General features: G+C 46.2%; 29 protein-coding genes and 1 riboswitch. Of the genes, 24 read left to right on the top strand and 5 right to left on the bottom strand.

The window, feature by feature from the left end; all coding sequences use genetic code 11:
* Positions 1-137: 137 nt before the first annotated feature.
* From proG to ACQVGS_RS15130, 10 genes are all read left to right on the top strand, one after another.
* On the top strand, positions 138-956 hold the full coding sequence (gene proG, locus ACQVGS_RS15175; protein ID WP_268543563.1) for a pyrroline-5-carboxylate reductase ProG: 819 nt from the start codon (positions 138-140) through the stop codon (positions 954-956).
* A gap of 127 nt (positions 957-1,083) precedes the next feature.
* Positions 1,084-1,908 (top strand): D-aminopeptidase DppA, encoded by an 825-nt coding sequence (gene dppA / locus ACQVGS_RS15170; protein WP_024121100.1) that lies wholly within the window; start codon positions 1,084-1,086, stop codon positions 1,906-1,908.
* A 15-nt stretch (positions 1,909-1,923) separates the two neighbouring features.
* A complete protein-coding gene (gene dppB, locus ACQVGS_RS15165) occupies positions 1,924-2,850 on the top strand; it encodes a dipeptide ABC transporter permease DppB (RefSeq protein ID WP_044156207.1) in 927 nt (308 codons plus the stop codon).
* A 5-nt stretch (positions 2,851-2,855) separates the two neighbouring features.
* On the top strand, positions 2,856-3,818 hold the full coding sequence (gene dppC / locus ACQVGS_RS15160) for a dipeptide ABC transporter permease DppC (RefSeq protein ID WP_400152394.1): 963 nt from the start codon (positions 2,856-2,858) through the stop codon (positions 3,816-3,818).
* Positions 3,819-3,822: 4 nt separating this feature from the next.
* Positions 3,823-4,830 (top strand): ABC transporter ATP-binding protein, encoded by a 1,008-nt coding sequence (locus ACQVGS_RS15155; protein ID WP_106020436.1) that lies wholly within the window; start codon positions 3,823-3,825, stop codon positions 4,828-4,830.
* Positions 4,831-4,848: 18 nt separating this feature from the next.
* Positions 4,849-6,480 (top strand): dipeptide ABC transporter substrate-binding protein DppE, encoded by a 1,632-nt coding sequence (gene dppE, locus ACQVGS_RS15150; protein WP_106020435.1) that lies wholly within the window; start codon positions 4,849-4,851, stop codon positions 6,478-6,480.
* 107 nt (positions 6,481-6,587) lie between these two features.
* The gene (locus ACQVGS_RS15145; protein WP_024121105.1) at positions 6,588-7,523 is read left to right on the top strand and encodes a S66 peptidase family protein; all 936 of its coding nucleotides are present in this window, start codon (positions 6,588-6,590) and stop codon (positions 7,521-7,523) included.
* Positions 7,524-7,525: 2 nt separating this feature from the next.
* Positions 7,526-8,626 (top strand): L-Ala-D/L-Glu epimerase, encoded by a 1,101-nt coding sequence (ykfB, locus tag ACQVGS_RS15140; RefSeq protein ID WP_095713478.1) that lies wholly within the window; start codon positions 7,526-7,528, stop codon positions 8,624-8,626.
* Complete coding sequence (gene eepC / locus ACQVGS_RS15135) at positions 8,623-9,513, top strand: gamma-D-glutamyl-L-lysine dipeptidyl-peptidase (protein ID WP_400152390.1); 891 nt, start codon at positions 8,623-8,625, stop codon at positions 9,511-9,513. The genes ykfB and eepC overlap by 4 nt, the downstream gene beginning before the upstream one ends.
* Before the next feature lie 12 nt (positions 9,514-9,525).
* A complete protein-coding gene (locus ACQVGS_RS15130; protein ID WP_101865257.1) occupies positions 9,526-10,509 on the top strand; it encodes an ABC transporter ATP-binding protein in 984 nt (327 codons plus the stop codon).
* Between the two features lie 41 nt (positions 10,510-10,550).
* On the opposite strand, the gene pgl is transcribed toward ACQVGS_RS15130, so the two are convergent.
* Both pgl and ACQVGS_RS15120 read right to left on the bottom strand, forming a co-directional pair.
* Positions 10,551-11,597, bottom strand: coding sequence for a 6-phosphogluconolactonase (pgl, locus tag ACQVGS_RS15125; RefSeq protein WP_024121108.1), 1,047 nt, complete (start codon positions 11,595-11,597; stop codon positions 10,551-10,553).
* Between the two features lie 89 nt (positions 11,598-11,686).
* Positions 11,687-12,547 carry a dimethylarginine dimethylaminohydrolase family protein gene (locus ACQVGS_RS15120; protein WP_095713475.1) on the bottom strand — a complete coding sequence of 287 codons (861 nt, stop codon included), beginning with the start codon at positions 12,545-12,547 and terminating at the stop codon, positions 11,687-11,689.
* A gap of 188 nt (positions 12,548-12,735) precedes the next feature.
* On the opposite strand from ACQVGS_RS15120, the gene ACQVGS_RS15115 reads away from it, so the two are divergent.
* Entirely contained in the window at positions 12,736-13,254 is a 519-nt protein-coding gene (locus tag ACQVGS_RS15115; protein ID WP_010333945.1) for an acyl-CoA thioesterase, read from the top strand.
* 250 nt (positions 13,255-13,504) lie between these two features.
* Positions 13,505-14,707, top strand: coding sequence for an NO-inducible flavohemoprotein (gene hmpA / locus ACQVGS_RS15110; protein ID WP_106022233.1), 1,203 nt, complete (start codon positions 13,505-13,507; stop codon positions 14,705-14,707).
* 71 nt (positions 14,708-14,778) lie between these two features.
* On the opposite strand, the gene ACQVGS_RS15105 is transcribed toward hmpA, so the two are convergent.
* A complete protein-coding gene (locus tag ACQVGS_RS15105) occupies positions 14,779-15,003 on the bottom strand; it encodes a hypothetical protein (RefSeq protein ID WP_106022232.1) in 225 nt (74 codons plus the stop codon).
* A 157-nt stretch (positions 15,004-15,160) separates the two neighbouring features.
* On the opposite strand from ACQVGS_RS15105, the gene ACQVGS_RS15100 reads away from it, so the two are divergent.
* The 9 genes from ACQVGS_RS15100 (at position 15,161) to ACQVGS_RS15060 (ending at position 22,165) form a co-directional block, all read left to right on the top strand.
* Positions 15,161-15,892, top strand: coding sequence for a DUF421 domain-containing protein (locus tag ACQVGS_RS15100; RefSeq protein WP_044156192.1), 732 nt, complete (start codon positions 15,161-15,163; stop codon positions 15,890-15,892).
* 111 nt (positions 15,893-16,003) lie between these two features.
* The gene (locus ACQVGS_RS15095) at positions 16,004-16,531 is read left to right on the top strand and encodes a DinB family protein (protein ID WP_127695394.1); all 528 of its coding nucleotides are present in this window, start codon (positions 16,004-16,006) and stop codon (positions 16,529-16,531) included.
* Positions 16,521-17,036 (top strand): GNAT family N-acetyltransferase, encoded by a 516-nt coding sequence (locus tag ACQVGS_RS15090; RefSeq protein ID WP_069486443.1) that lies wholly within the window; start codon positions 16,521-16,523, stop codon positions 17,034-17,036. Before ACQVGS_RS15095 ends, ACQVGS_RS15090 begins: the two co-directional genes overlap by 11 nt.
* Positions 17,037-17,068: 32 nt before the next feature.
* A riboswitch (guanidine-I (ykkC/yxkD leader) is annotated at positions 17,069-17,181 on the top strand.
* Positions 17,182-17,263: 82 nt separating this feature from the next.
* Positions 17,264-17,602 carry a DMT family transporter gene (locus ACQVGS_RS15085; protein ID WP_024121115.1) on the top strand — a complete coding sequence of 113 codons (339 nt, stop codon included), beginning with the start codon at positions 17,264-17,266 and terminating at the stop codon, positions 17,600-17,602.
* Positions 17,602-17,919, top strand: coding sequence for a DMT family transporter (locus ACQVGS_RS15080; RefSeq protein WP_059292921.1), 318 nt, complete (start codon positions 17,602-17,604; stop codon positions 17,917-17,919). Before ACQVGS_RS15085 ends, ACQVGS_RS15080 begins: the two co-directional genes overlap by 1 nt.
* A gap of 70 nt (positions 17,920-17,989) precedes the next feature.
* Positions 17,990-18,892: a formyltetrahydrofolate deformylase gene (gene purU / locus ACQVGS_RS15075; RefSeq protein WP_024121117.1), complete on the top strand. Its 903-nt coding sequence runs from the start codon at positions 17,990-17,992 to the stop codon at positions 18,890-18,892.
* A 361-nt stretch (positions 18,893-19,253) separates the two neighbouring features.
* On the top strand, positions 19,254-20,351 hold the full coding sequence (proB, locus tag ACQVGS_RS15070) for a glutamate 5-kinase (protein WP_491830297.1): 1,098 nt from the start codon (positions 19,254-19,256) through the stop codon (positions 20,349-20,351).
* Positions 20,352-20,362: 11 nt separating this feature from the next.
* Complete coding sequence (gene proA, locus ACQVGS_RS15065) at positions 20,363-21,610, top strand: glutamate-5-semialdehyde dehydrogenase (protein WP_188323698.1); 1,248 nt, start codon at positions 20,363-20,365, stop codon at positions 21,608-21,610.
* Positions 21,611-21,739: 129 nt separating this feature from the next.
* Positions 21,740-22,165: an organic hydroperoxide resistance protein gene (locus ACQVGS_RS15060; RefSeq protein WP_010333956.1), complete on the top strand. Its 426-nt coding sequence runs from the start codon at positions 21,740-21,742 to the stop codon at positions 22,163-22,165.
* 29 nt (positions 22,166-22,194) lie between these two features.
* Here ACQVGS_RS15060 and ohrR read toward each other — a convergent pair whose 3' ends face one another.
* A complete protein-coding gene (gene ohrR, locus ACQVGS_RS15055) occupies positions 22,195-22,638 on the bottom strand; it encodes an organic hydroperoxide resistance transcriptional regulator OhrR (protein ID WP_095713468.1) in 444 nt (147 codons plus the stop codon).
* Positions 22,639-22,781: 143 nt separating this feature from the next.
* On the opposite strand from ohrR, the gene ohrB reads away from it, so the two are divergent.
* Together ohrB and ACQVGS_RS15045 are read left to right on the top strand one after the other, a co-directional pair.
* Positions 22,782-23,192, top strand: coding sequence for an organic hydroperoxide resistance protein OhrB (gene ohrB / locus ACQVGS_RS15050; RefSeq protein ID WP_010333958.1), 411 nt, complete (start codon positions 22,782-22,784; stop codon positions 23,190-23,192).
* A gap of 119 nt (positions 23,193-23,311) precedes the next feature.
* Positions 23,312-24,415, top strand: coding sequence for a glycosyltransferase (locus ACQVGS_RS15045; protein ID WP_491830296.1), 1,104 nt, complete (start codon positions 23,312-23,314; stop codon positions 24,413-24,415).
* A 4-nt stretch (positions 24,416-24,419) separates the two neighbouring features.
* On the opposite strand, the gene guaD is transcribed toward ACQVGS_RS15045, so the two are convergent.
* Positions 24,420-24,890 carry a guanine deaminase gene (gene guaD / locus ACQVGS_RS15040; RefSeq protein WP_106020425.1) on the bottom strand — a complete coding sequence of 157 codons (471 nt, stop codon included), beginning with the start codon at positions 24,888-24,890 and terminating at the stop codon, positions 24,420-24,422.
* A gap of 132 nt (positions 24,891-25,022) precedes the next feature.
* On the opposite strand from guaD, the gene ACQVGS_RS15035 reads away from it, so the two are divergent.
* Complete coding sequence (locus tag ACQVGS_RS15035; protein WP_106020424.1) at positions 25,023-25,649, top strand: histidine phosphatase family protein; 627 nt, start codon at positions 25,023-25,025, stop codon at positions 25,647-25,649.
* Positions 25,650-25,685: the final 36 nt, after the last annotated feature.

The following is a 25,685-nucleotide window of genomic DNA, read 5'->3' as shown; positions in this document are numbered from 1 at the left end:
ATTATGGCAGTTTTATGACTTGAGTTTATCATAAACAAAAACTGTGGGATAAAAATGAAAACATTATGGGAAATTGTGAAAAAGTGCGAAAAACGGTACACTTTATAAGGAATATTGTACATGAAAGGGCTGAAACGATGGAGTCAATCGGATTGATAGGATATGGCAGCATGGCGGATATGATCGCCAGGCAGCTGTTGAAGCATAAACAAGTAGAGGAAAATGAGCTGTTTGTTGAGACAAGAACTAAGGGAGAGCGGCTTCAGGCTTTGCTCGCTGATTATCCAGACGTTTCGGCAAAACCGCTTGAGATATGGGCGGAAAAGTGCGCCTTGATCTTTATATGTGTCCCGCCGCTCCATGTCATTGAAACAGTACGCCGGCTTCACCCGTATGTGAACCGGAATACTCATATTGTATCCATTGCGGCTGGTGTGCCTCTGCGGCTTTTAGAGGGTGAAACGGCAGCTGGAATATCACGGGTGATTCCGGCCATTACATCTGAAGCGGAAGCCGGCATCTCACTGGTTGTTCACAGTGAAGCACTGGCGGCACAGAAGAAAGAACGTTTGTATGAATTGTTATCGGCTTTCAGCAGTGTGCGAGAAATAAAAGAATCAAATTTGGATGCCGCCAGTAATCTGACGAGCTCTGCTCCGGGCTTCATCGCCGCAGTGTTTGAAGAATTAGCGCTGTCGGCTGTGAGAAACAGCGGCCTGACAAAAGAAGAAGCCTTTGATTTCCTGATACACTCACTGTATGGGACAGGCAAGCTGCTGATCGAAAAGAAGATGTCCTTTGAGGAGACGCTGAACCGTGTTGCAACGAAAGGCGGAATTACAGGGGAGGGAGCGGCGGTGATACGTGCCTCTGTGCCGCATGTTTTTGATCAAGTATTTGAAAAAACACTCGAAAAATATGAGCAGCTGACAGAACAGGCAGCAAAAGAAACATGAATCCTTGAAAGAGGATTCTTTTTTATCTCTGAACGTTAGTGATTTTTCCCAGCTATATTGCATTTTTCCTCTTTTTTTAATATAATCTGTTAGAATATTCATAATTTAGTAAAAAAGGAGGAGCGTTATGAAACTGTACATGTCAGTAGATATGGAGGGTATTTCAGGTCTTCCGGATGATACCTTTGTTGATTCCGGCAAGCGTAATTATGAACGCGGACGGCTGATCATGACCGAAGAAGCAAACTACTGTATTACCGAAGCGTTTAACAGCGGGTGTACGGAGGTGCTGGTGAATGACAGCCATTCGAAAATGAATAATTTGATGATTGAAAAGCTTCATCCCGAGGCAGATTTGATCTCCGGCGATGTTAAACCATTTTCAATGGTGCAGGGGCTAGATGATACTTTCACGGGTGCTTTGTTTCTCGGTTATCACGCAAGAGCCTCAACTCCCGGTGTCATGTCTCATAGCATGATTTTCGGTGTCCGTCATTTTTACATAAATGATCAGCCTGTCGGTGAGCTTGGATTAAATGCTTACGTTGCCGGTTATTACGATGTCCCGGTAATAATGGTAGCCGGTGATGACCGGGCGGCCAAAGAAGCTGAAGAGCTCATCCCGAATGTCACGACAGCTGCTGTTAAACAAACGATTTCAAGGTCTGCAGTCAAATGTCTGTCGCCTGCGAAAGCCGGCCGGCTGCTGACAGAAAAAACCGCATATGCCTTGCAGAACAAAGATAAAGTTAAACCGCTTACACCGCCTGACAGGCCTGTATTAAGCATTGAATTTGCCAATTACGGCCAAGCTGAGTGGGCTCATCTAATGCCGGGTACAGAAATCAAACCGGGAACCACAACCGTTCAATTTCAGGCGAAGGATATGCTTGAAGCCTATCAGGCTATGCTTGTCATGACTGAACTGGCAATGCGAACATCATTCTGCTAAAGGGGTGTTAAGGCTTTGGCAAGATATATAATGAAGCGTTTTTGGGCAATGGCAGCTACGATTTTGGTCATTACCACCCTGACTTTCGTTCTGATGAAGGTCATTCCCGGATCTCCTTTTAATGAGGAGAGGGGCACAAATGAAGCGGTTCAAAGAAATCTCGAAGCCTACTATCACTTAGACGATCCTCTCATTATCCAATACATCATCTATCTAAAATCCATCATTACATTCGATTTTGGCCCTTCTATTAAAAAACCGTCAGACAGCGTAAATGATATGCTGGAACGCGGATTTCCCGTTTCCTTTGAACTTGGGATGGCAGCGATTGTCATTGCTGTGATCTCAGGGCTGATACTTGGCGTAACTGCCGCGCTGCGCCGCAACGGCTTTTTGGACTACGCTGCGATGAGCCTCGCGGTACTCGGCATTTCCATCCCGAATTTCATTATGGCGACGTTGCTTATTCAGCAGTTTGCCGTCAATTTTAAACTATTTCCCGCCGCTACGTGGACGAGCCCGATCCATATGGTGCTTCCGACCGCAGCGCTTGCAGTTGGACCGATGGCGATTATCGCCAGGCTGACAAGATCAAGCATGGTCGAAGTCCTGACACAGGATTATATCCGCACAGCGAAAGCAAAAGGGCTGTCTCCGCTCAAAATTATCGTAAAACACGCACTCAGAAACGCGCTCATGCCCGTCATTACCGTACTGGGAACTCTCGTTGCCAGCATTTTAACAGGAAGTTTTGTGATTGAAAAAATCTTTGCCATTCCCGGAATGGGAAAATATTTTGTCGAAAGCATTAATCAGCGGGACTATCCCGTGATTATGGGAACGACCGTTTTTTACAGCGTCATTTTGATCGTAATGCTGTTTTTGGTCGACTTGGCCTACGGTCTGCTGGACCCGCGCATTAAACTGCATAAGAAAGGGTGAAGCGTATGAATCTCCCTGTACAAACAGATGAACGCCAGCCGCAGCAGCACGCTCAGGTGCCGGACGAATGGTTTGTTTCGAATCAGGAAAAGACCCAAGAGACCGATTCAGTCAAACGGCCGAGTTTATCCTATGCGCAGGATGCCTGGAGAAGGCTGAAAAAAAATAAACTAGCGATGGCCGGGCTTTTTATTCTTTTATTTCTATTTGTGATGGCAGCAATTGGTCCTTTTTTATCTCCTCACAGTGTCGAGCGCCAATCGCTGACAGAACAAAATCTTCCGCCTTCTACAGATCATTGGTTCGGTACCGATGAGCTTGGCCGGGACGTGTTTACACGAACATGGTACGGAGCGAGGATTTCGTTATTTGTCGGAGTGATGGCTGCACTGATTGATTTTTTGATCGGTGTCATTTACGGAGGCATTGCCGGCTATAAAGGCGGCAGAACAGACAGTGTCATGATGCGGATTATTGAAGTGCTGTACGGGCTGCCGTATCTTCTTGTTGTCATTTTGCTGATGGTCTTGATGGGTCCGGGGCTCGGCACCATTATCGTAGCGCTGACTGTTACGGGATGGGTCGGCATGGCGAGAATTGTAAGAGGCCAAGTGCTGCAAATAAAAAATTACGAGTATGTGCTCGCCTCGAAAACCTTTGGTGCAAAAACCTTTCGCATCATCCGCAAAAATTTGCTGCCGAATACAATGGGCGCGATCATCGTACAAATGACTTTAACTGTACCTACCGCCATATTCGCAGAATCATTTTTGAGCTTTCTCGGTCTCGGCATTCAAGCGCCGTTTGCCAGCTGGGGTGTGATGGCGAATGACGGCCTGCCGACCATTTTGTCCGGGCATTGGTGGCGCCTGTTCTTTCCTGCCTTTTTCATCTCGTTAACGATGTACGCGTTTAATGTGCTGGGGGACGGATTGCAGGATGCACTGGACCCTAAGCTAAGGAGGTAGCTGTATGGAGAAAGTTCTGTCAGTCAATGATTTGCACGTTTCTTTTACGACTTACGGCGGGACGGTTCAGGCGGTCAGAGGCGTGAGCTTCGATTTGTACAAAGGCGAAACCTTTGCCATTGTCGGTGAATCGGGCTGCGGCAAGAGCGTCACCTCTCAAAGCATTATGGGACTGCTCCCGCCCTATTCAGCGAAGGTGACAGACGGCAGCATTTTATTTAAAAACAAAGACCTTTGCCGTCTCTCTGACAGAGAAATGAGGAGCATAAGGGGCGCGGACATTTCAATGATTTTTCAAGACCCGATGACGGCGCTAAACCCGACGCTGACTGTCGGCGACCAGCTGGCGGAAGCGCTTCTTCGTCACAAAAGGATGACGAAAAAGGCGGCTGAGAAAGAGGTTCTGTCCATGCTTGCATTGGTCGGCATTCCGGATCCTGAAGCACGCCTGAAGCAGTACCCCCATCAATTCAGCGGCGGCATGAGACAGCGGATTGTCATTGCGATGGCGCTGATCTGCGAGCCTGATATTTTAATAGCGGATGAACCGACAACTGCCCTTGACGTCACCATACAGGCGCAAATACTGGAACTATTTAAAGAGATTCAGCGAAAAACAAAGGTTTCTGTCATTTTGATCACACACGATTTAGGCGTGGTTGCCCAGGTTGCTGACAGGGTGGCTGTTATGTATGCCGGAAAAATAGCGGAAATTGGCACGAGAAAAGATATATTTTACAAGCCGCAGCACCCTTATACAAAAGGGCTGCTGAATTCTGTCCCGCGGCTGGATCTTGAGGGCGCGGAGCTGATTCCGATTGACGGCACGCCGCCGGATTTATTTTCACCGCCGCCGGGCTGCCCATTTGCCGCCCGCTGTCCGAGCAGAATGATCGTGTGTGACAGGGTATACCCTTATCACACTGTTCGATCCGGCACGCACGCTGTACACTGCTGGCTTCAGGATAAACGGGCTGAGCATGCGGTGCTGCCGGGAGCGAAGGATGAATAACGAAAAAGGGGGAAGAGGATGAAGAGAGTGAAGAAGCTATGGGGAATGGGCCTTGCACTGGGACTTTCATTTGCGCTGATGGGATGTACAGCTAATGAGCAGGCTGGAAAAGAAAGCGGAGAAGATAAGGCAAAGACAAGCGGAGAAAAGGTACTGTACTTAAATAATGAAAATGAACCGACATCGTTTGATCCGCCGATCGGTTTTAATAACGTGTCTTGGCAGCCGTTAAATAACATCATGGAAGGGTTAACGCGCCTCGGCAAAGACAATGAACCGGAGCCGGCGATGGCAGAGAAGTGGTCTGTGTCGAAAGACAAGAAAACGTACACATTTACGATTCGGGAAAATGCGAAATGGACGAACGGAGACCCTGTGACAGCCGGAGATTTTGAATACGCTTGGAAACGGATGCTTGACCCGAAAACAGGAGCTTCTTCCGCGTTTCTCGGCTATTTTATTGAAGGCGGCGAAGCCTATAACAGCGGAAAAGGGAAAAGAGACGATGTGAAGGTGACGGCAAAGGATGATCACACCCTTGAAGTGACGCTTGCCGCACCGCAAAAATATTTCCTGAGCGTGGTGTCAAACCCGGCGTATTTTCCGGTTAACGAAAAAGTCGACAAAGAAAATCCAAAGTGGTTTGCTGAAGCCGATACATTTGTCGGAAACGGCCCGTTTAAACTGTCAGAATGGAAGCATGATGACAGCATCACAATGGAAAAAAGCGATACGTACTGGGATAAAGAAACCGTGAAGCTTGACAAAGTGAAATGGGCAATGGTGAGTGACAGAAATACAGATTACCAAATGTTCCAGTCCGGTGAATTGGACACCGCATACGTACCGGCTGAGCTAAGTGACCAGCTGCTGGATCAAGACAACGTGCACATCGTTGATCAGGCGGGTTTATACTTTTACCGCTTTAATGTCAATATGGAGCCGTTTCAAAATGAAAACATCAGAAAAGCTTTCGCAATGGCTGTTGATCAGAAGGAAATCGTAAAATACGTCACGAAAAACAATGAAAAACCGGCACACGCTTTTGTTTCGCCCGGGTTTACACAGCCTGACGGCAAGGATTTCCGGGAAGCGGGCGGAGACCTGATCACACCAAATGGAAACAAAGCGAAGCAGCTGTTGGAAAAAGGAATGAAGGAAGAGAAGTATGACAAGCTGCCTGCGATCATGCTTACTTACAGTACGAAACCGGAGCATAAAAAGATTGCTGAAGCCATCCAGCAAAAATTGAAAAATACCCTTGGCGTCGATGTGAAGCTGGCCAATATGGAGTGGAACGTGTTTTTAGAGGAGCAAAAAGCGCTTAAGTTTCAATTCTCACAAAGCTCATTTCTGCCTGACTATGCGGACCCTATCAGTTTTCTGGAAGCCTTCCAAACAGGAAATTCAATGAACCGCACAGGCTGGACCAACAAAGAATATGATCAGCTGATGAAACAGGCGAAAAATGAAGCGGATGAAAAAACGCGTTTTTCACTCATGCATAAGGCGGAAAAGCTTCTCATCAATGAAGCGCCGATCATTCCGGTGTATTTCTATAATCAGGTCAATCTGCAAAACGAACATGTAAAGGACATCGTCCGGCACCCTGTCGGCTACATCGATTTAAAATGGGCCGATAAAAACTAACGCGGCGATAGAGAAAATACTGCTCTCTTTATGTGAAGGAGCGGTATTTTTTCTCTTATTTTCACGTATACGTAGGGTGCAGAGCAAATGAAGGGAGCTGATCGGAGTTGAATCACAAGCCGAACGCACTGAAAAAAGGCGATACAGTCGGTGTCATCGCACCTGCAAGCCCGCCTGATCCGAAAAAGCTTGAAACGGCGCTTTTGTTTTTAGAGGAGCTCGGTCTTCAGGTAAAGCTGGGCAAGGCGCTGAAAAACCAGCACGGCTATTTAGCGGGACAGGATGATGAGCGGCTGGCTGATCTGCACGAGATGTTCAAAGACCAGGAGGTGAAAGCGGTGCTGTGCGCATGCGGAGGCTTTGGCACGGGACGGATCGCTTCAGGCATTGATTACAGCTTGCTCCGCAAACATCCTAAAATCTTTTGGGGATACAGTGATATTACGTTTTTACATACCGCCATCCATCAAAACACAGGCCTCGTCACTTTTCACGGGCCGATGCTCAGCTCAGATATAGGCCTGGAAGACGTTCATCCCCTGACAAAAGCGTCGTATGAGCAGCTGTTTCAAGAGACAGTATTCACCTATACAGAAAAGCTTTCTCCGCTGACGGTGCTTGTTCCGGGAAAAGCGGAAGGAGAGCTTGTCGGCGGCAATCTTTCCTTGCTGTCATCGACACTCGGCACGCCGTTTGAAATTGATACGAGGGGAAAGCTCCTGTTTATTGAAGACATTGATGAAGAGCCGTATCAAATTGACCGGATGCTGAATCAGCTGAAAATGGCAGGGAAGCTAGCGGACGCAGCCGGTATTCTTGTTTGTGATTTTCATAACTGCATCCCGGTGAAGCGGGAGAAATCTTTGACACTTGAGCAGGTGCTCGAAGACTATATTGTGTCCGCCGGAAGGCCTGCTCTTAGAGGGTTTAAGATCGGCCACTGTTCGCCGAGTATTGCCGTTCCGATCGGTGCGCACGCTGCCATGGATACAGCCGAAAAAACGGTCGTCATTGAGGCGGGCGTTTCTGAAGGGGCGCTTTGAGTATGAAGATCACAAAAATAGACACGAAACGGGTCGCCGTGCCGCTGACAAAGCCGTTTAAAACGGCGCTTCGCACAGTGTATACGGCTGAATCTGTTATCGTAACGATCACTTATGATAATGGCGCAATCGGATGGGGAGAAGCGCCTCCGACAATTGTGATTACCGGAGACAGCATGGACAGTATTGAAAGTGCGATTCACAACGTCTTAAAGCCGGCACTGCTTGGAAGAAGACTGTCCGGCTGCGAGGCCATTCTGCATGACATCCAGCATCTTCTGGAAGGGAATCAAAGCGCAAAAGCAGCTGTAGAAATGGCTGTATACGACGGCTGGGCGCAGATGAGCGGACAGCCGCTTTACCAAATGCTCGGCGGGTATCGAAGCACACTTGAAACGGACTACACCGTCAGTGTGAACTCGCCTGAAGAGATGGCGGCGGATGCAGAGAGCTTTCTTAAACAAGGCTTTCAAACGCTAAAAATAAAGGTTGGCAGAGATGACATTGAGACAGATATCTCCCGTATTCAAGAAATCAGAAAGCGTGTCGGGCCTGGGGTAAAGCTGCGTTTGGATGCCAATCAGGGATGGGTGCCGAAAGAAGCGGTAACGGCCATTCGGAAAATGGAGGATGCCGGCCTGGACATTGAGCTTGTCGAGCAGCCTGTCCATAAGGATGATCTTGCCGGGCTCAAGAAAGTTACGGATGCAACGGACACGCCAATCATGGCTGATGAAAGTGTATTTACTCCGCGACAGGCATTCGAAGTCCTTCAAACCCGCAGCGCCGACCTGATCAATATTAAATTGATGAAGGCAGGAGGAATCAGCGGTGCAGAGAAAATCAATGCCATGGCTGAGATTTGCGGGGTGGAGTGCATGGTCGGCAGCATGATCGAAACAAAGCTCGGCATAACAGCTGCGGCGCATTTCGCGGCAAGCAAAAAAAACATTACCCGCTTTGATTTCGACGCCCCGCTCATGCTGAAAACGGATTTGATCAAGGGCGGGATTATTTACAGCGGCAGCACGATTACGATGCCTGACAAAGCTGGTCTTGGCATTACCGGTGTCGTGCATCAGAAAGGAGGGATAGAGACATGAACCATACTGTTATATCAGCAGTTGCCAACATATGGACAGCACCTGATACTCCTCGTCCATTTGATCACAAAATGCTCGATCCAACCGTGTCGATCAGAGAATGGCTGAAGAGCATGACCTATGATCAGCGGCTTGGGTTATGTACAGATAATGTGATTCAGACGCAGGTTCTCTTTGGTGAGGAGGTGCTGGTCACGGCAGAACAGGATGAATGGGTGTCTGTCGTTGTGCCCGGCCAGTCATCCCGCAAGGATAAACGCGGATATCCGGGCTGGATGAAAAAGAACCAGCTGGAAAACACAAATCTCCCACAATCGAATCACACCGTGGCGATCACTAAACCAACAGCTTTTTTGTATGGGGATACCGGAGATAAGGAAATTGAACTGAGCTTCTTAACTGCTCTGCCTCTCATTGGGGAAGAGGACGGCTTTTTCAAGGTAGCGACTCCTTTCGGAGATAGGCTCCTGCGACAAACTGATGCGGCGCTTGTTCGGGATAAAAAAGGAACGGCCGAAGACATCATTCATACAGGGGCAAGTTTTCTCGGGCTTCCTTATTTATGGGGAGGTATAAGCGGGTTTGGATTTGACTGCTCTGGTTTTATGTACAGCGTATTTAAAGCAAATGGATACAGGATTCCCCGTGATGCGGGAGACCAGGCGAAAACAGGGAAGGAAGTGCCGCTTCACGACATCGGTGCAGGTGATCTGCTGTTTTATGCATATGAGGAAGGAAATGGAGCAATTCATCATGTAGGTCTGTCCATAGGAGACGGAAAAATGCTCCATTCTCCTAAAACAGGGAAATCGATCGAAATTATCACGCTGAAAGATACAGGATATGAAAAAGAGCTTTGTGCGGCACGCCGCTGTTTTTCAGAATGAGGAGGGAGACACATGACACCACTGCTAGAGGTCAGTCAGCTGAAAATGCATTTTGATGCAGGGAAAAAGCGAACAGTCAAAGCGGTCGACGGGGTAACCTTCCAGATTCATGAGGGGGAGACGTTCGGGCTTGTCGGAGAATCCGGCTGCGGGAAATCAACCTTGGGAAGAGTGCTGATGCGTCTTTACCATCCCACAGAAGGAAGCGTCAAATACCGCGGAACAAATCTTCACGCCCTCAGTGAGAAAGAGCAGTTTGCCTATAACCGCAAACTGCAGATGATTTTTCAGGACCCTTATGCATCGCTCAATCCGCGGATGACCGTTCGAGAAATCATTCTAGAGCCGATGGAAATTCACAATCTTTACAATACCCATAAAGCGCGGCTTCTCGTTGTGGACGAGCTGCTTGAGGCAGTGGGGCTTCACCCGGATTTCGGCAGCCGTTATCCGCATGAATTCAGCGGCGGTCAAAGGCAGAGAATCGGGATTGCCAGAGCGCTTTCATTGAATCCGGAGTTTATCGTAGCGGACGAACCGATTTCTGCGCTTGATGTGTCGGTTCAGGCGCAAGTGGTCAACCTGCTGAAGCGGCTTCAAAAAGAAAAAGGGCTCACATTTCTGTTTATTGCCCATGATTTATCGATGGTAAAGCATATCAGCGACAGAATCGGCGTTATGTACTTAGGCCACATGATGGAAATTACAGATAGCGGCACATTGTATCGTGAACCGCTGCACCCGTATACGAAGGCGCTGCTGTCCTCGATTCCGATTCCGGACCCCGAATTAGAGGACAAGCGTGAGCGCATCATTTTAAAAGGGGAGCTGCCGAGTCCGGTACATCCGCCGAGCGGCTGTGTGTTTCGGACGCGCTGCCCGGAGGCGATGCCTGAATGCGGGGAATCACGCCCTTTGCTTCAAGAAATCGAAGCCGGCCGTTTCGTTGCCTGCCATTTATATCGAAATGCTGAAACGAAAGAAAAGGTGAGATAAACAAAAAGCTGGCTCCGTTGTTGGGAGCCAGCTTTCATTTATCATTGCTGTAAAAATTTCACGCACACTGGATAAGGGACAGAAACGGTTGAAGGAAGCAGCGTCAGTCGGCCTGTCTCTGTGTCTCTTTCAAACAATACGAGATTGCCTGTTTCTTCATTTGAAGCAACGAGGAAGGTCTCCGTTGGATCCAGCACAAAGTCACGAGGCCAGTTTCCTTCAGTCGATACTCTTTCCACAAATGCCAGCTCGCCTGAATATTGATTTACTTCAAACACAGCGATGCTGTCATGGCCACGGTTTGCAACGTAAACAAAACGCCCATCCTGAGTGACGTGAATGGCGCTCCCCTGGCTGTTATCTGTGAAATCATCAGGGATGGCAGAGACGACTTGAAGTTCTCTGAATTCGCCGGCTGTCGGATTGTATTCAAGCGCAATGACTTCATTGCTTAATTCTGTCATGACATATGCGTATTTTTCTTTCGGGTGAAAAGCGATATGGCGAGGGCCTGCACCGGGAGCGAAGGAATGGCTTCCGGATTCAGTCAATTCACCGTCTTTCAGCTTATAGGTGTACAGCTTATCTGTTCCTAAGTCAACCGCTACGACGTAATTATGTTCAGGTGTAAAGCCCGCATAGTGTGTATGCGGCTTTTCCTGTCTTTCATGCGGACCCTTTCCTGTATGGGCGGCTTCAGAAGCGGGAGATTGCAAACCTCCGTCTTGTTGAACCGGAAAAGCGTGCACCTTCCCGCTGTGATAGTTGGCTGTCAATACGAATTGCTGATGATCATCGACACTCACGTGACATGGCGATGGGCCATCGATTAACTGATGATTCAGAAATGTTAATTCGCCGCTGTTTTTATCGATTTTATAGGCAGCAATACCGCCTTTACCGTCTGCTTTTTCAATTGAATAAAGAATCGTGTTGTCTTTATTCGGCGTCACATATGTGGGGTTTCCCAGCTTTGCGGCAAGTTTTGGCTCGCTGAGTGTTTTTTTCTCAGTATCCAGCTCGAATGAATAAATGCCTTCACTTCCGCCTTTTGTATATGTTCCGACATATCCTATGTACTTTGTCATGCGATTTCCCCCTTAAAAATGATGTCATCTCTATATTAACGTATCTTAAAGAAATACGCTGTTCAAAACATGAAAAAGGGGAATATTCTTCATTCGCCTCGAATGAGCGGCATCGTACAGCATCTGAAGGAACCGCCTGATTTGATAATTTCTGACAAGTCAATTTCGATGATGTGATAGCCTCTTTTGGATAATTCACGATTCACATGACGATTGCCCGGCAGGCTGATGATGGTCTTTCTGCCGATAGACAGGACGTTTGTGCCAAGTGTAAATTGTTCGTTTTCGGGTACCTCAATGAGATTGTAACGCTCTGCCAGCATATCGACTTCCTGCTGCGGAAGGGCTTCAGGGTAGATTAATGCTTCGCTTTCAGAAATAATATTAAATACGCAGTCCAGATGCAGAAATTTTTCATGGAGCGGAACTGGGATGATGGTATATTCAGGAAGCTCTTCTTGCAGCTGGCCGACCGCTGAGATGTCCGTGCGCTGGCTGATTCCGACATAAACGGTATCACCATCTATGACGACGTCCCCGCCTTCAATGCTAGTATCCAGCATCCGGGTATAAGGAATCCCTTGATTGTGGAAAAATTCTTTTATCACAGCTTCTTCCCCTTGGCGAATGGGCTCAGTCATGCTGGAAAGAAAGGCTTTTTCCCCGATGACAAAACCGATATCCCGGGTAAATACCTGCTCAGGCAGTCCGTGCTGAACAGGCAAAAGGATGACCTCAATGCTGTGTGACCTGAGCTCTTCTACTAAGCGTTTGTGCTGCTCTTTGGCGGTTTTGACCTGAATATTGTCATCTTCAAAATGTTTTTGGGTTTCATTAATAACGTCCTTAATTGTCATATGCTCGGGTTTGCATAAAATAACTTTCTTCAAGGTGTCATATTCTGTTTGGCATACCGTTTTGTGCTGATGTTTTGGAACGGATACATCCATTTGTTTCTCCTCCTGACCGTGTGAAGAATACGTATATTATTCCCTTGTCAGCCAAATCATTAAACATTTAAGAAAGAAAACCTGACAGACAAATCATTTTAAATTTTAGACAAATGGATGAGAATATTGTTTAATAGGAGAATATGAGTGCATTTACTAATCGATCAGACATCAAAGGGGAGAAAGGTATGGAAGCACAGGAAACAAAATTTTGTAAAGAGTCAAAGGTTGTGAAAACCAGCAGGGTATTCCCTCTCGATACGAACAATCATAATACGCTGTTTGGCGGAAAACTGATGAGTTATATCGATGATATTGCCTCTATTTCCGCAGCGCGCCATTGCAGACGTGATACGGTAACGGCTTCGATGGACTCTGTCGATTTTCTGAAACCGATCGGGCAAAGGGAGTCTGTCTGCTTGGAATCATATGTGACTTGGGTCGGCACATCTTCCATGGAGGTGTTTGTGAAAGTCATCAAAGAGCATCTGATGACTGGTGAACGGGAGCTCGCCGCGACATCTTTTTTGACCTTTGTCGCATTAGACTCAAACGGTAAGCCGGTGCCTGTGCCGAGAGTTGTACCGGAAACAGAAGAGGAAATCATGCTGCATAACACAGCGGTTCAGCGTGCCAGTGAACGGAAAAACCGAAAAAAACACAGTCAGGCGCTGGCAAATGCGCTTGGAACAGACAAGCCTTGGTAAACATGAAACCCAAAACATACGTTGTTTTGGGTTTTTTTGTGCCTTCCATTATTTCGCTGTTAATGTGATCATTACAGAGGTTAGTCCGTTTTTGCTAGGGGATTCTATAAAAAAGCAACAATTGTCACGTTAAATTGATAATTTTGTGACAACTTTATTAAAGATTCATTTTAAATATATCTTTTAAAGGCAGGATCATGTATTTTAAAGATATATTTTAAATACATCTTTTCGGAAGGGTTGTTAAACGATGATAGATAACAAAACAATCGAAATCATAAAAAGCACTGTACCAGTATTACAGCAGCACGGAGAATCCATTACAGGACGTTTTTACGACCTCATGTTCCAAGATCATCCTGAGCTTTTAAACATTTTTAATCAAACAAACCAAAAGAAAAAAACACAGCGTACCGCTCTGGCAAATGCCGTTATTGCAGCTGCAGCCAATATTGACCAGCTTGGCAATATCATTCCGGTCGTCAAACAAATCGGCCATAAACACCGCAGTATCGGTATTAAGCCTGAACATTATCCGATTGTCGGCAAATATTTGCTGATTGCGATTAAAGATGTTTTGGGAGATGCAGCGACCCCTGACATTATGCAGGCGTGGGAGAAAGCGTATGGAGTTATAGCTGACGCTTTTATCGGAATTGAAGAAGAAATGTATGAACAAGCGGAACACCAAACTGGCGGATGGAAGGAGTATAAGCCTTTCGTCGTTGCGAAAAAAGTGCGTGAAAGCAAAGAAATAACATCCTTCTATTTGAAACCGGAAGACGGCAAGCCGTTACCTGAATTTCAAGCAGGGCAGTATATCAGCATCAAAGTCCGGATTCCTGATTCTGAATATACGCATATCCGTCAATACAGCTTGTCTGATATGCCGGGAAAAGACTATTATCGAATTTCAGTTAAGAAAGACGGTGCTGTGTCTTCTTATTTACACGAAGGGCTGCATGAGGGGGATTCATTAGAAATCAGCGCACCGGCAGGAGATTTTGTTTTAGATTCTTCATCCCGCAAAGATCTCGTTCTGCTTAGTGCCGGAGTTGGCATCACACCGATGATCAGCATGCTGAAAACGTCTGTTTCCAAACAGCCTGAGCGGCAGATTCTGTTTATCCATGCCGCGAAAAATAGTGAATACCACGCGCTACGCGATGAAGCAGAAGAGGCAGCAGAGCATTCTTCTGTTAAAACGGCATTTGTGTATCGCGAGCCGACAGAAGAAGACCGCGCGGGTGACATTCAATTTCATGAAGGTCAAATTGACCAGCAGTTCCTCAAAAGCCTGATCGCCAATACAGATGCGGATTATTATATTTGCGGTTCACCGTCATTTATCACTCAAATGCATAAGCTTGTATCGGAACTCGGATCAGCGCCAGAGTCTATTCATTACGAACTGTTCGGTCCTCAATTAAGCATCGCACAGTCCATTTCTTAATACACACAGCTCTTCTCCTATATGAGAAGGGCTTTTTTTAGGTAAATAGAAGAAGGCGGACGCGCCTTCTTCTACATCCGCACAATGACTGATCCGCCTCCATTTGTGCATACGCGATTTTGCTGCTCTTGAATCGTTCTCAGCAATTCATTGTTCACCTCGATGGCTCTGATCAAATGCTCCATTTTAAGCTCTAAACCGGCCAGCCTGTCAGCTGTATGGTATGGCTGATAGGATGCGGATTTTGACTGTATGCTTTCATAGTGCCAATTGGCACTCTTATGCTGATGTTTCATGCTGTCCCTCCAATAACATGACTTTCTACTATGTTATGTGCCTGCATTCTGCACGTTCGCCTATTTGGATGCTGGATGAAGAGGTAAGATATGCATAGTGTTTCAGTTACTGGGAACAATATATTCATTATGACTAGCGGATGGAGGGCAATGATCAGTGTTATGGATGGTATGGGCATTTTTATTCAAGCCTGTTATCGTGTTTTCGATTGCATATATTTTGTTTCGGCTTGCCGGAAAAAAAGCCGTGTCACAAATGAACAATTTTGATTTGCTTTTGACCTTCGCAATCGGAACCATCATCAGTGAGCCAATCCTCACATCCAAGCTGCCGATGTCTATTTATTACGCAGGCGCCTTTTTATTGCTTTATCTTCTGATGAGCAAGCTTGCTCTTTCTAATAAGTGGAGATGGCTGCTGGTGGTCAGTCCGACAGTGTTAATCCGGAACGGGGATATCGATGAGCGTGGACTCAAAAAAGAGAGGCTGACCGTCAATGAGCTGCTCGGAAAACTGAGAGAAAAGGGCTATGCTGATCCGGCTGATATTGACCTTGCCATCATTGAAGAAACGGGAGAAGTAAGCGTGATCCCGACAGAAGAAGCGAGAGCAGTGCAGGTGCGGGATTTGAATATAGAGGCTGAACGGAACTTTATCCCGATACCCCTCATATTGGACGGCGAGATCCTTGATCACAATTTGAAGTACCTGCAAAAAAACCGAAGCTGGCTGTTTGAAAAACTTAAGGAAAAAGGACACAGCCCAAAACAGCTGTCTTTGGTCACGCTCGGCACGTTAAATGACCGCGGTGACATCTCACTCGATTTGAATACATCCAACGATGCGCACCATGATCCGTATTTGTACAAGCCTGGAAATAACAATTAAATGTGCTGCCGACATCTTTGGCGCTTTCTTGATAGATTAGATTGTGCCTTCTGCAAAGGAAATGTCCCCCCTTACGTCAAAATGTACACATAGGTAAGGAGGGAATGGAACATGAGGGACTTATTCATTAGAAAAGACATGGCGCCGACAGTCAGTCTGCTGTATTCTGCAGTGGAAGAAAACAGCCTCCGTCTGGCATCCATTGTGAGCCGCATGACTCACAAAGAGCTATATTATAAGGGGTGCTGTCAAACAAAAAACAGCACGGCACAGCTGATGCAGCATATCGCAAATGTTGATATCAGATGGGTGTGGCGCATAAAGGAGAATCGGGTCCCAGAACATATTGAAGACATTTACGGCCCGATGACAGATGAAAGCGGACGATTGCCTGAACCAAAGAATCAGCTGGGTTTAGAAGAACTTTTGACAAGACATCAACATGTCATAAACGAGCTGAAATCGGTATGTAAGACCTTGACCGAGAGCGATTTGCATCAAACACTTTCTTACGAGGGTGACAAGGCAACAGTAAGATGGGGGATATGGCATATGGCGGACCATAATCGCTATCATCAAGCCCATATTGAAGCCCTTAAAAAAGAATGGAAGCAGGATATGATCAAAAATGGACGCTGAAACGAAGCTTGTGACCGAACGGATTCGTTTGCGCTGTATGGAGGACCGGGATCAAGAATCTTTACTTGAGCTTTTCAGCGACCCTGAAGTGATGAAATATTATTCCGGTTTAAAAGATAAACGGCAAACTCGCGAGTGGATCGCTTGGAACAAAAGAAATGAAAAAGGGTACCGGGTCAGTCTCTGGATCGCCGAAGACATACAGACGGGGGATTTTTTAGGCCAATGCGGAATCGTGCCTCAGCAAACCGAAAATGAAACGGCAATGGAAATCGGCTATATGTTTGCCCGCCGGCACTGGGGAAACGGCTATGCGCAAGAAGCGGCCAAAGCCTGCCTGGACTATGGTTTCAAGGAGAGGCAGTACGGAAAAATTGCAGCTTTGATTGACCCGGATAACAAAGCGTCTTTACGGGTGGCAGAGAAAATCGGCATGCTTTACAGCCGGACGATCAGAAAATGGAATAAACCGATCGCTGTGTATGAAAGAAAATCTTACAATTGAAGACAGCGTCGAGGTGTAGTATCATAAGACCAGATAAAGTTTTCTAGGGTTCCGCATGTTAATTAACATGGACTGGTCCGAGAGAAAACACATATGCGCATCATAACAGCGCATATGCACACGGAGGGAAAAAAGCCCGGGAGAGTCAAGCTCATTATGAGTCGACTGTCCGGGGTTTTTTTGTTTTCGGAGAATTTTATTGCATAAATAGAAAGGAATGATGTGATATGAAATGGGGATTGGTTGTGCTAGCCGCCGTGTTTGAGGTTGTTTGGGTTGTGGGCTTAAAGCATGCTGACTCAGTCTTAACATGGAGCGGAACTGCCGTCGGTATCATAGTTAGCTTTTATTTGTTAATGAAGGCGACAGCCAGCCTGCCGGTCGGTACCGTATACGCCGTCTTTACAGGCCTTGGCACGGCAGGAACGGTGATGAGTGAAATGTTTCTGTTTCACGAACCGGTCGGATTGCCGAAGCTTTTGTTAATCGGCGTGCTCTTAATCGGTGTGATCGGATTGAAGCTTGTGACACAGGATGAGGCTGATGAAAAAGGAGGCGAGGCATAATGCTTCATTGGATCAGTTTATTAGGCGCGGGATTTTTGGAAATGGCAGGCGTCGCACTTATGAATCAATTTGCGAAAGAAAAAAGTGCGAAATGGGTGGTGCTGATCATTATCGGTTTTGCCGCCTCATTTTCCTTATTATCATTTGCTATGGAAACCATTCCGATGGGCACCGCTTACGCCGTTTGGACAGGAATCGGCACCGCGGGCGGGGCGCTTATCGGCATTCTCTTTTACAATGAGCCGAAAGACGCCAAACGGATCTTCTTTATCGCATTAATCTTGTGCTCAGCCGTCGGTTTAAAAATTCTGTCATAAATTGATTTTTATCAAATCTTCAGTATAATGGATAATTAGTTTAGACTTACAAAGATAAGAGGGATTATTCATGAAATCATATATGACCCAGCGGTTAAATGAATACCGTGACGGAAATGAAGATAAAGGGCGCCTCTTGGTCAGCTGTCCTGATCAGCCGGGTATTGTTGCTGCGGTTTCTGCGTTTTTATTAGAACATGGCGCCAATATTATTGAATCCAATCAATATACGACAGATCCTGAAGGCGGGCGTTTTTTCCTGAGAATTGACTTCGACTGTGAAGGCATTCAGGAGAAAAAAGAAAAACTTCAGGATGCGTTTTCGTCTATTGCGGATACATTCGACATGACGTGGAGCTTAACGATGGCCAGCGAGCTGAAGCGTGTCGCTATTTTTGTATCAAAGGAGCTTCACTGTCTGCATGAGCTCATTTGGGAATGGCAAACAGGCAATCTCATGGCGGAAATCGCGGTTGTCATCAGCAACCATGAAGATGCGAGAGACCTTGTTGAACCGCTGAACATTCCATTCCACTATTTAAAAGCGAACAAAGATATCAGAGCGGAAGTTGAGAAACAGCAGCTTGAACTGCTGGAACAATATGATATTGATGTGATCGTTCTTGCTCGCTACATGCAGATCTTAACGCCTGATTTTGTGTCGGCTCATCCGAATCGAATCATCAATATCCACCATTCCTTCCTGCCTGCTTTTATCGGTGCCAATCCGTATAAACGGGCTTATGAGCGGGGGGTCAAGTTGATTGGCGCAACTTCTCACTATGTCACAAATGACCTTGATGAAGGTCCGATCATTGAACAGGACATTGAGCGTGTTGACCACCGCGACAATGCCGACGCGCTGAAAAATATCGGCAGAACGATTGAACGCAGCGTTCTTGCCCGCGCTGTGAAATGGCACCTGGAAGACCGCGTCATCGTTCACGAAAATAAAACCATTGTCTTTAACTAGACTGCCAGACGCCCGCGCAATGCGGGCTTTTTTGATGTGGAAAAAACCTTGACAAGAGGCTTTTTTCTTTGCATAATATAAAAAAATCATTGAGCGTTGAAGAGGATTAGTAAGCAGACCTTTCTGTGACAGAGAGCAAAATGAGTGGCTGAAACATTTTGCCGCATGAAACCTGCCGAACCTGCCTTGGAGTCTTAGGGGGAAAACCTAGGCGCATAACCTGGCGTTACAGGGAAGCGGAACGTGCTGAAGTGCGTTCAAACAAGGTGGTACCACGGAAATCCATTTCGTCCTTATGAATGAGGATGAAATGGGTTTTTTTATTGTAAGTTGGCTGGCGAAGAGCCGCGGAGGAGAATAAATGAAAAAACAAAGAATAGTAGTGAAGATAGGAAGCAGTTCGCTTACAAATAGCAAAGGAAGCATTGATGAGGTGAAAATCAGAGAACACGTTCAGGCAATTTCTCTTTTGAAAAAAGCGGGGCATGAAATGCTTTTGATTACCTCGGGAGCAGTAGCGGCGGGGTTTTCCAGTCTCGGTTATCCGTCCCGTCCTGTTACCCTCAAGGGAAAGCAGGCGGCAGCCGCGGTCGGACAAACACTGTTAATGCAGCAATACATGAATCAATTTAAACAATACTCACTTACCCCGGGACAAATCCTTTTGACGAGAAATGATTTTTCGAAGAGAGAGCGGTATCGAAACGCGTATGCAACGATTATGGAGTTGCTGGAGCGCGGTGTTATCCCGGTTATTAATGAAAATGATTCTACGTCTGTTGAAGAATTGACTTTTGGCGACAATGATATGCTCTCTGCTTTGGTCAGCGGATTAATTCATGCAGACCAGCTCATGATCCTGACTGACATTAACGGGCTGTATGATGCCAATCCAAATGAAAATCCTGATGCGAAACGATTTGATTATTTGCAGGAGATCACCCCTGAATTGCTGGGATACGCGGGTTCAGCCGGATCAAGGGTCGGCACGGGCGGTATGAAATCAAAGCTGTTAGCTGCACAAACCGCACTGTCTCTTGGGGTCAAAGTATTCATCGGAACAGGCAGCGGCGAACAAAAGCTGGCGGATATTTTAGACGGCAGGGGAGATGGGACTTATATCGGCGACAAGGAGCTATCCTCAGTCAACAATACGAGACAATGGATTCAATTCCACTCGCCGATATCAGGGGAAATCGTCATTGACGCGGGTGCCGAAGAGGCGATGGTTCATAACGGAAGCAGTCTTTTACCGGCTGGCGTAGTGGGCGTGAACGGAAGCTTTCCAAAAGGGGCTGTCGTTGAAGTCCGGGGACCGGGCGGTGTGATCGGCAAAGGCCAGACCCATTATTCATCTGAGGAGATTATGGAGGCAAAAGGAAAACGAAGCAATGAGCTTGATTTTGACAAAACGTTTGAGGTCATTCACAGGAATGACTGGGTCAACTTAAAAGACTAGGGGGCGGAAAAATGAGTGAAGTTTCTGTAAAATCGACGCTGGCGAAAGAAGCAGCAGCTGAAATGATGATGAAAACAACGGCTGAAAAAAATGAGGCGCTCAGTCTCATTGCAAATGGACTCCGTAAAGAATTGGATTTTCTCTTATCGGAAAATGCAAAAGACATTGAGAACGGAAAAGCAAATGGGTTAACACCCGATGTCATTGACCGTCTCACGCTGGATGAGAAACGCATACGCGACATCGCGGACGCGGTAGAGCTATTGATTGATCTGGCTGACCCAGTCGGCGAATCTCTTGAAACAATTGAAAAAGCGAACGGCCTGTTTATTGAAAAAATCCGTGTGCCGCTCGGTGTTGCCGGAATGATTTACGAGGCGAGGCCAAACGTCACAGTTGATGCGGCTACCCTCTGCCTGAAAACAGGAAATGCGGTTGTCCTGCGGGGGAGCTCCTCAGCCATTCACAGCAACAAAGCACTCGTCAGTGTTATTCACAGAGCGCTTGAGCAATCAGAGCTTCCAATCAACGCTGTGCAGCTGATTGAGGATACGAGCAGAGAGACAGCAAAAGAACTCTTTACGTTAAATGACGGTTTGGATGTATTGATTCCGCGCGGAGGAAAAAAACTGATCGATCTCGTTGTAAGAGAATCAACAGTCCCGGTATTAGAAACCGGAGCCGGCAACTGTCATATTTTCATAGATGAAACGGCAAATCAGCAAATGGCTGAAAAGATTGTCATAAACGCCAAAACGCAGCGCCCTTCCGTGTGCAACGCGATTGAATCACTGCTGATCCACAAAGCGTGGGCAGAGCAGCACGGAAAAGAATTGCTGACGCAGCTGGAAAAAGCGGGAGTCGAAATCCGCGGCGATGAATTCGTATGCGGGCTTCATTCTTCAAGCAAACAGGCGTCAGAAGAAGATTGGGGAACGGAATACTTAGGGCCTGTCATCAGTGTAAAGACGGTTGAAAGTGTACAGGAAGCTGTGCAGCATATCCAGAAATACGGCACTAATCATTCTGAAGCCATTTTAACTGAAAACGATAAGCATGCGGCTTACTTTCAAACGGCTGTAGACGCCGCCGCGGTCTATCATAACGCGTCGACCCGTTTTACCGATGGCTTTGAATTTGGCTACGGAGCAGAAATCGGCATCAGTACACAAAAGCTTCATGCAAGAGGACCGATGGGGCTTCCTGCATTAACTTCTACAAAATATATCATTAAAGGAACAGGACAAATTCGCGAATAGCGGGGCAATGTTCGATGAAAAAGCTTATCTCGTAACGGGATAAGCTTTTTTTTTGTGCACTAAAAAATTGACTCCAAATTAGATTGTGTACAATTTAATTGTATAAAATATATTTAGGGGGATACAAAAATGAGTCAGCCATTATTTACAGCATCCGTTTCAGCCGTAGGAGGAAGAGAAGGAAAGGTAATTTCATCAGACCGCGTTCTCGAGCTCGATGTCGCAATGCCGGGAACACCGAGAGCAAAGAAATTAGAAAAAGCGACAAATCCGGAGCAGCTGTTTGCGGCAGGTTACGCAGCTTGCTTTGACAGTGCACTTCAGCTTGTAGCAAGAACAGAACGAGTAAAAGTGGAGACAGAGGTTACAGCGCATGTCAGCCTGCTAAAGGATGAAGCAGATCAGGGCTACAAACTGGGTGTGACGCTGCAGGTGAAAGGAAAAGGAGTCAGTGCATCAGAATTACAGGCACTTGTGCAAAAAGCGCACGGTGTCTGCCCTTATTCAAAAGCAACATCCGGCAATATCGATGTCACATTGGAAGTCGCTGAATAAAAAATGAGGATGCCTCACATAGGGCATCCTCATTTTTTTTGGTGCAGCGTTTCAAGCAATGTATATAGAGCCGATTTTAAGTGTTTTAATTCCTCGCCGGACTGGCCTGAGAGTCCCAGAATCGTTCCCGGAATATCAGCCGCTTTTTCTTTTAATAACGTTCCGTTCTCTGTCAGGCTGATCATCACCAACCGCTCATCCTCTTCAGATCTTTTTCTGGTAATCAAGTCCTGCTGCTCCATCCGTTTCAGCATCGGTGTCAGCGTTCCGGAATCCAAATACAGAAGCTCGCCCATTTTTTTGACGGAAAGTGTTTCGTGTTCCCACAATAAAAGCAAAGCCAAATATTGAGGGTATGTCACATTCAGCTTTTCAAGCAGCGGCTTGTACTGCTTTGTCATTTCCCGCGAACTCGCATAAAGCAAAAAACAAAGCTGATTCTCTAATTTCATATGATCAAATCCATTTTGCATCTGTGTTCACCAACTCTTTCTGACATTACATACTATTGTAGCTGAAAATCACCACTTTTCCTATTCTCGGCAAACAAAACATGTTTAAAAAGATGTGTATGGGAAATATAACAACTAAAGACAAATAAGGAGGCTGAAAACAAATGGCATTATTTACAGCAAAAGCCACTGCTCGCGGCGGACGTTCAGGACATATTCAATCAGATGACGGGGTTCTCGATTTTGACATTGTCATGCCCAATGCAAAAAAAGAAGGACAAACTGGAACAAACCCGGAACAGCTCTTTGCCGCAGGTTATGCAGCATGCTTTGGCGGCGCGCTTGAACACGTGGCCAAAGAACAAAATATTGACATTGATTCAGAAATTGAAGGACAGGTCAGCCTCATGAAGGATGAGAAAGACGGCGGCTTTAAAATTGGAGTCACACTAGTCGTCAATACAAAGGGATTGGATCGGGATCAGGCCCAAAAGCTTGTCGAGGCTGCTCATGAATTTTGTCCTTATTCTAAAGCGACAAGAGGAAATGTTGATGTAAAATTGGAATTAAAATAATTTGCAGCATCCTGAGAGTTCTCAGGATGTTTTTTTGATATGAACGGATTGGTTATGATCTTTTCGAAGTGTGAATACATGTAGTATAGGTGGATTCAGACTAGAGAAAAGGTGAGCGAATGAAAAGACCGATGCTGTCAGTTTGTATGATTGTCAAAAATGAAGAACGTCATATTGTCCGCTGTTTAGAGAGTGTGCAGCATATTGCTGATGAAATCATTGTCGTTGATACCGGATCAAACGATCAAACAGTAGAAATTTGCAGAAGTTTTCATGCTCAGGTCTATCATCATCAATGGACACAGGATTATTCGCAGGCAAGAAACATCAGTTTACAGCATGCCAAGGGTGAGTGGATTTTGATTTTGGATGCAGATGAAGAGTTAGACGTGGATACGGGAAGCTTGCTGCGTTCACTGCTGAATGACTGCAGGCAGTCCCTTGGTTACGTAAAGGTTATAAACTATACGGGAAAGCAATGGGATGAAAACGAAGCATTTGAACAAATGCAGATCAGGCTGATACGGAATCAGCGGAAGATAACGTTTAAGGGAAGAATTTGCGAAAAGCCCGTGGGTGAGGAGGCAAGCGGCGCTTTCTCTCTCCCTTGTGTTATTCACCATTACGGCTATCTGGAGCAGGAGGCAAAGTGTAAGCATAAACGTAATTTAAGCATATTGAATACAGAATTATTGACGTCATATGCCGACCCGCTTCTCATTTATCAGAAAGCAGCTGAGTACGACAGAGGCGGTGAACAGAGCAAAGCCATCCGCCTGGCAATGAAGTGCATAAATGAATGCAACAGCAAAAAGCAAATTCCTCCAGCGGTTTTATATTATATCAAGTTTCAACTCTTCATTGATTCTGAACGGTATGAAGAAGCTGAGCGGGATATTGATGAAGCACTGCGGCATTATCCAGATTACAGCACCCTTTACTACTACAAAGGGATAATGAAGTATCAGCTTAAAAAAGTCAGAGAAGCGATTACAGCATTTGAATCCTGTCTGCAAACGCAAGGTGAAAACCATCAGTACGTACAGGTTAAAGGGGCCGCTGATTTTCGATCCCTTTGCTGGCTGGGCGTCTGTCACGCTGAATTGCATCAACATATGACAGCAGTTTTATATTTGCAAAAAGCGCTGAAAGCAAACCCGAGGTGTACTCAGGCACAGCAGCTGCTCAGTGAATTAACAAAGGATCAGGCCGCACATGCCTGATCCTTTAATATTCTTTTTTATGGTCAACATCCCGCCATGCTTGAAACGGAGATAAATGCTCCGTGAGAGTTACGTGATAAAAGGGGATCGTTCTTTCTTCAGCAGGTTTATTGATTTCTTCATAAATGAATGAATCATCAAAACCGGCTTCAGCAGCATCTGTATGCTCAGCAGCATAGTAAACGGCTTTCGGCCGGGCCCAGTAGATGGCGCCTAAGCACATTGGGCATGGCTCGCAGCTCGTATACAACATGCAGTCATCCAGCTGGTATGTCCCAAGCGCTTTACAGGCGTTTCGAATAGCAGTTACTTCCGCGTGGGCAGTCGGATCATTGCTTGTAGTAACGTTGTTCTGTCCTTCGGCTATAATGGCCCCGTCCTTCACGATAACAGCTCCGAAAGGCCCGCCGATTCCAGCAATCACTCCTTCACGAGCAAGCTCGACAGCCCGCTTTAAAAACGTTTCATGATTCATCCCATACCCTCCCAGTCGATCGAATGATATAAGTATAGCCGAAAAGAAGTGCAAAAAACATTCTCAAAAAAATGAAAAATAAACAAAATATTTGGGTGATTTGCTAAGATGAAAAAAAGGGAGGGGGAGCATATGCTGCATTTGTATATCGCCAGGCATGGACAGACACATTGGAACGTAGAAAAAAGAATGCAGGGCTGGCTGGATTCTGGTGTAACAGAACTTGGGCTGTACAATGCCCGAGCTCTTGGAGAACGGCTGAAGGATATTAAATTCAATCAGGTTTACATCAGCCCGAGCAAGCGGACAGAAGAGACGGCAAAAGCTATATTGGGACCGCGCTGCCTGCCGCTGGTGAAAGATCGTATATTCAGAGAAATGTCTCTGGGGCCATGGGAAGGGAAAAAACAAGAGGATATTGAAAGAGACGAACCTGATCTTTTTCATGCTTATTTTCATCATCCTGAAGCATATCGCCAGCCGGGATGTGAAACGTTTTTTGACCTCGAAAGCCGGGCAAGGCTGGCTCTCCAATTGATTTTAGACAGCCATTCTTCCGGGAATATTCTTCTGGTTACCCATTCTGTCTTTATATTAATGCTGTTAAATATCATAAAGGGAAGAGGCATTCATGACATATGGAATTCTGCTTACATACATGATACATCATTGAGCCTTGTGGCATTTGATAAAAATGGAACAGCCAAAATACTAAAAGAAGGGGATGGGGAGCATCGAAAACCGATTCCCGTTTTCTAAAAGAAAAAACCATCTGCATTTGCAGATGGTTTTCGT

The organism is Bacillus sp. SD127 (genome assembly GCF_058566445.1).
This window is presented reverse-complemented; position numbering and strand designations above follow the sequence as displayed.